Source organism: Paenibacillus aceris (assembly GCF_017874035.1).
Classification (GTDB): Bacteria; Bacillota; Bacilli; order Paenibacillales; family NBRC-103111; genus Paenibacillus_E; species Paenibacillus_E aceris.
In genome coordinates this window covers 383,475-392,455 of record NZ_JAGGKV010000005.1, presented here as the reverse complement: position 1 = coordinate 392,455, position 8,981 = coordinate 383,475, and the positions used below count along the sequence as shown (strand labels likewise).

The following is an 8,981-nucleotide window of genomic DNA, read 5'->3' as shown; positions in this document are numbered from 1 at the left end:
TTTTTGTTGAAAGAAATTTCTCTCCAATTCTTAATTGACCTCTTCTCTACCGCGGCGATCTGCTCCCTAGTTTGTCTAACCAATGTTCTGCGTTATTTCAATAGGTATATCAACGTTAAACATCGAATAACCCTCTGCCAATCAAGTTTGCAGTAACCGGCTTCTTTCCGATTTCTCGCGACCATATTGATAATTGACCGATATGGTGGATCTCGTGGGCGATCACGTGCCGCATCACTTCGCCGTATTTATGGGCTTCCCGTTCCCCTTCATCCGTGATATCAATCATAATGCGGTCTTCCAAACTATCATTCCAATCATAGACAAATGGAGCGAGTTCCACATGGCAACGGGCGGAAAAACCCTTAATTTGCTGCAAGCTGGCCACTTCTTCGAACGGAGGGATTTCAATCGCTTTTTCTTGGATTCCAGCGCATATCCAGCCATACTCGACTGCCACAATGTGATGCAGCGTGGGAAGGATGTATCCTATGCCGCCTGTGCGTTTTTTCAACAACTCTTCCTTGCTCACCGTATCGCACCAGTCAAACCAATCTTTCCGAACTTGCCAGTTATACTCGAATAGTTTCAACATGTCGCAGTCTCCTGTTCTCAGTGGCTTTCATCGGAACAATTCCTTGGTCATAAACATACTGTAAGGATCTTCGATGTAATCTGAAAATGGATTACAATATTGGAAACCGAGATTTTCATACAGCTTCCTTGCAGGTTCAAAGGATTCCATGGAGCCCGTTTCTAGACTGAGCCTTGTGTACCCACGTTCTATAGCAACTGCTATGATATGTTCAAGAATTTGTCTAGCAACCCCTTTTCGCATATGAGAAGCTGCCGTACGCATGGATTTTACCTCAGCATGCGTAACATCAAGCTCTTTAAGTGCCCCAATGCCAAGCAATTCGTCTTGCTCCCATGCGCTCCAAAAAGTCACTTCCGGTTTTCTTAATCCATCTAAGTTGAGGGCATGTACACTCTCAGGTGGGGAGTCTTCTGACATTCCTTGAAGATGCTCCTCAATTAATGCGATTACTTTAGATCCGGTTAAATCATCAATTCTGATTTCCACTACAATCACTCCTATGTCTAAATTCGTTTCCAAACATGCTCAGGTGCATGTTCTTCTTGATTAATAATTTTTGTGCCATCCTCCAAACGAATCCATGATTTAAAAGAGTGCTCCCCCTCTTCTAATCGAATGATTCGTGCTCCACGAGGAAATCCTTCTTTTCCGTAACTGTTATACCCTGTCGCCCTTCCATAACAAAGCTTAATGCCGTGTAACTCTCCGCAAAAATCATTTATGTGATCATGACCAACAAAAACACCTTTAACATCGTCCATTTCAAGAAATGCCGTAAAAAGGCCTGAATTAACTTTTGGACAACCCATTCCTTCATAGTTATGACCATAGCATGTATGATAGTTCCATACTTCGTTGTACTCTGGAAGAGGAATATGGAAGAATGCTAAGGACAACAATGGAATCCCATTATTGTCTTCCGTTAATAGCTTAGAAATATCCTTATACCAGCCTATTTGCTTATGTGTAATCCATTCATAACCAGAACCTATCCGATGGTTTAAGTTACTTCCTGAATCAAACATATACAATGCGGCACTAAATGATTAGATCAGGCGATTCCAATTCCAAGATGTTCTTCATCAACGAATATGTACGAAAATCCTCAGGTTCGCCATTTTTCCAATGTAAGTCCGTAAATTGAACAATCGTAAATGTCCCATTTTCCCTAAAAAATAAATCTGTCATGATGTCTCTAACGCCCCGTTTCAGATATTACATCCCATGTAAATACCTTTGTTTTTGAAGTCGAAAATCATATATCGTTGTCCAACTTTATTCATTTTAGCACGAATATATGTTTTTTCGCCATAACAATGTTAGATATCATAACATGAAATACCCTACTGAATGTCACCGGACGCCGATCGCCATCCGACTGATTTGATCTAATATCCTCGGCTTACGTCCACAGAATAGCTAATTCGTTCTTGTCCGCTGTCAATTTCTCTTAATACGGCGAGCAATCCGTCCATCGCTTCATCCAGCCCGGTGACGGCAGAAATATGCGGGGTAACGGCCATGTTCGGATGAGCCCACAGCGGCGATTCCGAGGGTAGAGGTTCCTCTCTAAACACATCCAGAATTGCTTTGCGCACTTGCCCTCGTTCTATCGCTTCGAGCAGTGCGTTTTCATCTACTGAAGCTCCCCGGCCCACATTTATAAAGCCTGCACCGTGCATGCAAGAAAACAAACGTTTTTCGAATAGTCTTTCAGTGATTTGAGTTAAGGGGAGCGTGTTAATAATCCAATCGGCCTGCGCCAACAAGGGGTGCACTTCGGTAATCGGAAGGACCCTATTAAAATGACAGTTCGATGCACCGCTGCGAGATATTCCGTATACGGTTACCCCGAATGTTCTAAGCATCTTGGCGACTTCCATGCCAATCGTTCCGGTACCGAAAATGACGATGTTAAGCTGCTGCAGAAGCTTCTGCTGCGAAGGCAGCCAATGTCTTTCGGACTGATACTGCCGAAAATCACCATGACGCTGTACATCGGCAAGAATATAACTTAAGCAATATTCCCCTATTTTCCGCCCAAAGCTGCCGACCGTACGGGTTAATAATACATCCTTTTTCCATTCACGATTATATAAAAATGCATCAACGCCAGCTCCAAGCGCATGAACCCACCGCAACCCCCCAAAATGAAACGACTCCGTCGGCTTAAATGCCACATAACCGTCAGCCCAGTCGAAATGATTCGGACTTACCTCCGCCTCTGGAAGGAACTTATACTCCCTCTTGGTGTCCAGCAAGGCTAGCCTCTCAAGATCTCTGTACATCCGTCCGGTCACTAAAATATTTTTAATATCCATCAGCTACGCCCCTTTTCAGAATCCATAAAAACTACGAAATAGCAACTTATTTTACCACGGTAGGTACATTTTTTGAATTCAACGCTCCTACCTCAGCAAATCATATGAGCATGATTAATAACCTTCTGATATTTTGGATTGCTGTTGTAAAATTCGGTTTACTGCTTCTTGTACAGTTACAACTTTTTCATTCTTCTCCTTCATATCTTTTAATCGTAGCAAGCCATCTTTTGCCTCATCTTCTCCAATTAGGATGACATAAGGAATTCCATTGGATGCAGCAGTAGCAAGCGACTTTTTTAACTTCCGCTTACTTGTCTCTATACTTGTGCGGATTCCGTTCGAACGCAGGATAGCAGCAGCCTTTAAAACATCTGCGCTGGTTTCTCCGATCGAAATAACGACAACTAAAGGTTGGGGCAATTGAATTGGTCGGCTTTTTAGCATCTCCATGATGGATTCCATTCCGAATGAGATGCCTACCGTCGGGTATTGAATATCATCTCTCCCGACCAATTTTCCAATAATGGCATCATATCTCCCACCTCCGCCTAAACTTGAAGCAAAGATTTTATTCGCGTCAAAGATCTCATACACGGTTCCAGTATAAAATGAGAGACCACGAGACAAGAATGGATCAAACTTGCACATTTTATCAAGTTCTAGCTTCACAATTAATTCCTGAAGAGCAAACACTTCACTTGAACCTTCAGAATTCTTGAACTTATATTTATCGAACAAGTTTTCTAAGGTAGGTTCATCCATTTCAATCAATCCGGTTATTGCATTTGTTACCTGTGAACTCAGTCCTTTACTTATTAGCTCTTTGATAACCCCTTCGTTACCAATTTTCTCAATTTTATCAAGAGACAGCATCACAGATAGCTTTTCTTCGGATGTAACCCCAACCGTTTCAAGAATCTCCCCTAGAAATTTTCTATTATTCCATCTGAGAGTCACTTGTAAATCAAGCCTTTTAAAAACTTCAAAAGCAACTTGCATGAGTTCTGCTTCAGCCTCAAGTCCCTCTATTCCAACAACATCAATATCACATTGTAAAAACTCACGCAGACGTCCTCGCTTCACAGGACCATCTCGAAAAACCTTTCCAATTTCATACCTTTTGAATGGAATTTCAATGCCGGGATTTAATGCAATTACCTTAGCAAATGGGATCGTAAGGTCGTATCGAAGTCCAAGATTACGCATACCTTGATCGGTAAGTTGATACATCTCCTTTAATATTTCATCACCACCCGCATACTTTGATGTCAGAAGATCCAATTCAGTTAAAATAGTCGAGTCCATTCCGTCAAAATCATACAACTCAAAAACTTCTTGAAGCACAGATTGAACCTTTTTTCGAATTGCCTGTTCTTTTCCAAAGAAATCATAGGTACCTTTTACATTTTGCATAATCATCATTCCTTTCTTTTGTCTTACTTTGTAAAACAAAAACGCGCAAGACCTATTGGTCCTGCGCGCTTAGTATGCCGCAGGGAGGCTAACGCGAAAAGCGTTAGCCCACCCTGGATTTTTTCAGGTGTGCTAACGCCGTTTGTGATGATGATGAAGTTGATTCAATACGATGTTATTCATAGTTCAAAACCCCTTCAACCAATTAATTACAGATGATTATAACAATGCACCGTAAGAGATGCAAGCCAAAAAGCATTACTATTAAGCATTGCTTTTCCCAGTGGCCTATCAACCTCCGTCTTTCCACTTTAGTTTAACTACCAACTGATTACCATTCAAGATCTATATCCATCTAATAAAAAAGGTGTTATCAAACTTCACCTTGTTACTTTCAGCCCAAATAGCTAAATCGGCTGCGCCTTTCTCTCCATTCTTCACAAAACTAAAACACAACCACATGGGGACAATTTGTGCTCCATAAGGCTTTATTCCAATAATCGGCTTTTCGATATCTCCCATAATCATTATGACCTTAATTTGCTCCGCTTTAATGATCCGTCCGTTTAATACGATCGTTCCATGAGACAGGTTAAGTTTAGTTGGCTTCTTAAATGTTTGAAATATGGACCATAACATGACTACTGCACAAAAACAGAACATCACAATTATAGTGAATCGTAGTATTGTACTGTCCTTATCATTCATTGATCCATTTATTAAAAATAGTGCACATAAAGCAGCCATAGAAATAATGATTTTTATCCTCGAAGGATTTCTTACAGTGTGTTTGAATTGATTAATCTCCAAACTTTTCGACCTCCCCACGTCCGTTCTCAAGTAATAGATCTGTAATTTACAATCTTTCCCCAGCACTTCAACGTCTTTGTGCCCATAGTTGTAACGCAACTATATCAAGTCGTTCCTTGGGTTGTCATAAATTCAGTTGTACCTCCCAATGCATCCCCAACGGCAACCCCATATAACCCGCCTTTAATGAGATGGCTTTGCCCAGTCTATATTGATTGATAGCTTCATTATTTGAAAGAATGATGATGTTCCAATCCATAGCAATAGTTATTTTTATTCTCGTTAAAAAACCTACTGTACGTTTTCTGCGATAAGATTTTCCGATCCCGTCCTCATAATCCACTTCTAACTCTAATGATATCATCCAAAATTCAACGATTCCAGAATTTCTCATTTAACTACTCTCCCGTTAACGCAAAGGAGACTGCCACCGGCAGCCTCCTTTAGTTCTGTATGGGGTTATTTACGCTGAAGCAGCAGGCGCCAACTGTCGGAACGACTCAAAGATCTGGTGTTATTGGCTGTATTTACAGCGCTAATCAGCAAGAAGATTGTCACTTCCGACCCGGTTGTATTGTTAACCAACACTTTATTGGGGCTCAGATCACCGCTCCCGCCTCTTGCGATAAATACTCCAGGAGAAGGCTCAGCCTCGATTTTGATAGCAAAGGCTTCATTATTAAATAAAAAGTTCAGGTTTTTCAAAACGAGCTTTTGACGATTTTTCACCCGGATCACGATCTGCTGGAGCAGTACCGTTTTTCGAGCTCCCACTGCAATTGGAGCGTTTCCACCTACGATTCCATTCAGTTGAATCAACATCCCCACCCCCAAGTAGCTTGTACTTTAACATATTCAGTAAGCTCTCTTAGGGAAGGGTTTTTGGTATATACTCTCGAAAAGAGGCGGCTACCCGTTCGTTACACAGGCTGCTGACTTTTCCGAAAGCCATCTTATTGAGCGATTCTCCGAGTTAAACTTATGTAAATTTCCCCATATCCTATTGTCCCGTTCCAACGCCCTTCTATATAATGAGAGTGTCATCGTTTCCGATAGATGAATTTGGGAGAGAAGGTGTTGACGTGAAGGTAAGAAAGCTCGTATCCACAGGTGCCGTCGCCGGTATGCTGCTTGCCGCTGTACCACTCGCTGCCGCATCGGCCGCAACGACGGAATCCAACGGACAAGCTCCAATGGCTGATGGCCATCACCGAGAAGCAGCGAAACCTCATAAGCAAGCTAGGTTTACTCAGAACCACACTGTCGGACAGCTAACGTTGATCGGTGAACAGCGCATTGCAAACGATCTAAAGTTTGAAGAGACGCCTATCGGCGGACTTTCCGGCATTGATTACAACCCCGGAACGCATCAATGGATCCTGATCAGCGACGATCGCTCAGACAATGCTCCTGCCCGTTTTTACAATGCAAAGCTGAAGTACGATACGAAGAGTTTCTACGCTGTCGAGCTTACCGGCATGACGGAGTTCAAACAGGAGGACGGCACGACGTATCCGAACAAGAAAGATTACGCTGCGAATAAGCAAGGCGTCGTCCCGGATCTGGAATCGGTACGCTTCGATCCGAAAGGCAAATCGATCTGGTACACCAGCGAAGGCGACCGCAGCCTTGCCTTGAATCCTTTCATCCGCCAAGCAACGTTAAAAGGCAAATACTTGTCTTCGCTCCCGATCCCTGCTGCCTTCCAAATGAATCCAGTCGGCGATAACGCCGCGCAGAAAGGCTTCCGAAACAATCTTGCTCTGGAAGGAAGCAGCTTCTCCCCCGATGGCAACTACTATTTTACTTCAATGGAAGCCGCGCTCTATCAGGACGGCGATATCTCCTCCGTGGATGCCGGCTCGTATTCCCGTATAACAAAATACAATCGAAGCGGCGACATCATCGCGCAGTACGCTTATCCGATTGACGCCATCCCGGCGAAACCCGGAACAGGTAAAAGTGCCGATAACGGCGTTTCGGAAATGCTTGCGATAAACGACCATCAGTTCCTGATCCTGGAACGGTCCGGTGTGCAAGCCACCGATGGCAATTATTCCAATTATATTCGCATATATGAAGCGGATGCCGCTCAAGCTACGAATGTGAACAATCTTGACTCTTTATCGGCGGGCCAATTTACGCCTGTTAACAAGAAGCTGGTGCTGGATCTCAATACGCTGGGCCTGCCGAAGCTCGACAACGTGGAAGGCATGGCTTGGGGACCGAAACTCCAAAACGGGCACGACAGCCTCATCCTCGTCTCTGACAACAATTTCAACGCGTCGCAAGTGACGCAACTTCTGGCCTTCGACGTTTCGCCCGAGACGAAGTGAAGCGCACTTCCAGCAAAAAAGACCGCATTCGGCGGTCTTTTTTGTGTTGAAGTACATGCATGAATCTGTCATGATTGCTAGAATCTCAACATAACCATGTATATCAGTGAGATGAATACAGGAGGTTGAATAATGGAAGAAAACAGGGATATACCGGCATCGCTTCATTCCCAGACGGTCGGAGAACGAGGTCCCGTACTTGAACAAGATAGTATGTTACATGAAACCTTGGAGACCTTTATACATAGCAAAATAATTGAGAGACCCGTGCACGTAAAGGGTTATGGTGCCTTCGGATACTTTCAGACCGTGAATTCCATGGCGCCGTACACCCAGCTCTGTTTTCTGCAGAATCCCGGTCAACAGGTTCCTGTCACGGTAAGGTTTTCCCTTGCCGTAAGTAACAAGGGTACCCCTGACACTTCCCGAAATGTGCGCGGCTTTTCCACCAAATTTTATACGGACAAAGGCGTTTTCGATTTGTTATGCAATCATATCCCCGTATTTTTGGTTCGGGATGCCATTCGCTTCCCGGAGTCGATCAAGGCCTTTCTGCCATCGCCGGTCAATAATTTGATAGACCCCGAACGATTCTGGAGCTTCATCGCCAGAGCGCCGGAATCCACTCATTTCCTAGTCCATTTGTACTCTGACGCCGGAACTGCCAAGAGCCTCCGCCACATTCCCGGCCATAGCGTTAATACCTATATCTGGAGGAACGCGCAGGGCGTCCGTACCTATGTGAAATATCTCTGGCATCCTCTTGCCGGAATACAGTATATCGATCGTCACGAAGCAGCCCAGTTGGCGGGAGAAAATCCCGATTACGCCGGAAAGGACCTCTATGACACTCTAGAGTCAGGTAAAACGGTCGAATACGGGCTATATGTTCAACTGATGAATCCCGTAGACGAGGCCAGTCTGCCCTATGATCCGCTGGATGATACGAAGGTTTGGGATGTCAAGCAATATCCGTTATTACCGGTAGGTCGACTCGTATTAAACCGCAATCCGGATAACTATATGGAGCAAGTAGAGAAAATCGCTTTCTCACCTTCCAATCTTTTGGAGGGAGTCGAATTATCGGATGATAAGATGCTGCAGGGACGGGCGAATATATACTCGGATTCACAGCGGCGGCGATTGGGACCTGATTTCCGGAAAATTCCTATCAACCATCAGCAAAACTGGTCACCTGGTTCACAGCAGACAAGCGGCGAAGGTAGATTCGTAGAAGGTCGACTCGTACGATCCGACTTGCCCAAAACTGATAATTTTACGCAAGCGGGACAGTATTATCACTCTCTTCCTCCTATTCAGCAAGATCATCTGGTTGGGAACCTTGCTGCCGATCTTTCAGGTATTTCTCGTGAAACGCAAAGTGTTGTTTTGAGCTACCTATACCATGCATCAGCGGAATTAGGCGAACGGGTTTCCAGGCAGATTCAGATGCATCCATAGGGTTGACTTAAAGGCTCGTGAGAAAAGGCTGCCGTTCTG

General features: G+C 44.0%; 10 protein-coding genes. 2 read left to right on the top strand and 8 right to left on the bottom strand.

Annotated features, from left to right (window positions below; genetic code table 11):
- Window positions 1-115: 115 nt before the first annotated feature.
- The 8 genes from J2Z65_RS12565 to J2Z65_RS12530 form a co-directional block, all read right to left on the bottom strand.
- The gene (locus J2Z65_RS12565) at window positions 116-595 is read right to left on the bottom strand and encodes a DinB family protein (RefSeq protein ID WP_167058743.1); all 480 of its coding nucleotides are present in this window, start codon (window positions 593-595) and stop codon (window positions 116-118) included.
- A 27-nt stretch (window positions 596-622) separates the two neighbouring features.
- The gene (locus tag J2Z65_RS12560; RefSeq protein WP_167058746.1) at window positions 623-1,084 is read right to left on the bottom strand and encodes a GNAT family N-acetyltransferase; all 462 of its coding nucleotides are present in this window, start codon (window positions 1,082-1,084) and stop codon (window positions 623-625) included.
- Window positions 1,085-1,101: 17 nt separating this feature from the next.
- Window positions 1,102-1,623: a metallophosphoesterase family protein gene (locus J2Z65_RS12555; protein WP_338111688.1), complete on the bottom strand. Its 522-nt coding sequence runs from the start codon at window positions 1,621-1,623 to the stop codon at window positions 1,102-1,104.
- A gap of 363 nt (window positions 1,624-1,986) precedes the next feature.
- Entirely contained in the window at window positions 1,987-2,919 is a 933-nt protein-coding gene (locus J2Z65_RS12550; protein WP_167058749.1) for a D-2-hydroxyacid dehydrogenase, read from the bottom strand.
- 114 nt (window positions 2,920-3,033) lie between these two features.
- Entirely contained in the window at window positions 3,034-4,335 is a 1,302-nt protein-coding gene (locus J2Z65_RS12545; RefSeq protein ID WP_167058752.1) for a histidine--tRNA ligase, read from the bottom strand.
- A gap of 345 nt (window positions 4,336-4,680) precedes the next feature.
- Entirely contained in the window at window positions 4,681-5,145 is a 465-nt protein-coding gene (locus J2Z65_RS12540; protein ID WP_167058755.1) for a hypothetical protein, read from the bottom strand.
- 124 nt (window positions 5,146-5,269) lie between these two features.
- Complete coding sequence (locus J2Z65_RS36105; protein WP_193580943.1) at window positions 5,270-5,539, bottom strand: hypothetical protein; 270 nt, start codon at window positions 5,537-5,539, stop codon at window positions 5,270-5,272.
- 65 nt (window positions 5,540-5,604) lie between these two features.
- The gene (locus J2Z65_RS12530; RefSeq protein ID WP_167058758.1) at window positions 5,605-5,967 is read right to left on the bottom strand and encodes a hypothetical protein; all 363 of its coding nucleotides are present in this window, start codon (window positions 5,965-5,967) and stop codon (window positions 5,605-5,607) included.
- A 260-nt stretch (window positions 5,968-6,227) separates the two neighbouring features.
- On the opposite strand from J2Z65_RS12530, the gene J2Z65_RS12525 reads away from it, so the two are divergent.
- Window positions 6,228-7,481 (top strand): esterase-like activity of phytase family protein, encoded by a 1,254-nt coding sequence (locus J2Z65_RS12525; RefSeq protein ID WP_167058761.1) that lies wholly within the window; start codon window positions 6,228-6,230, stop codon window positions 7,479-7,481.
- Between the two features lie 132 nt (window positions 7,482-7,613).
- Window positions 7,614-8,942: a catalase gene (locus J2Z65_RS12520; RefSeq protein ID WP_167058764.1), complete on the top strand. Its 1,329-nt coding sequence runs from the start codon at window positions 7,614-7,616 to the stop codon at window positions 8,940-8,942.
- The last annotated feature ends 39 nt before the right edge of the window (window positions 8,943-8,981 follow it).

Excerpts from the sequence above, each read along its gene's own strand:
- J2Z65_RS12520 (WP_167058764.1), top strand. The coding sequence starts at position 7,614 with ATGGAAGAAAACAGGGATATACCGGCATCGCTTCATTCCCAGACGGTC.
- J2Z65_RS12550 (WP_167058749.1), bottom strand. The coding sequence starts at position 2,919 with ATGGATATTAAAAATATTTTAGTGACCGGACGGATGTACAGAGATCTT.
- J2Z65_RS12555 (WP_338111688.1), bottom strand. The coding sequence starts at position 1,623 with ATGTTTGATTCAGGAAGTAACTTAAACCATCGGATAGGTTCTGGTTAT.
- J2Z65_RS36105 (WP_193580943.1), bottom strand. The coding sequence starts at position 5,539 with ATGAGAAATTCTGGAATCGTTGAATTTTGGATGATATCATTAGAGTTA.
- J2Z65_RS12565 (WP_167058743.1), bottom strand. The coding sequence starts at position 595 with ATGTTGAAACTATTCGAGTATAACTGGCAAGTTCGGAAAGATTGGTTT.
- J2Z65_RS12545 (WP_167058752.1), bottom strand. The coding sequence starts at position 4,335 with ATGCAAAATGTAAAAGGTACCTATGATTTCTTTGGAAAAGAACAGGCA.
- J2Z65_RS12530 (WP_167058758.1), bottom strand. The coding sequence starts at position 5,967 with ATGTTGATTCAACTGAATGGAATCGTAGGTGGAAACGCTCCAATTGCA.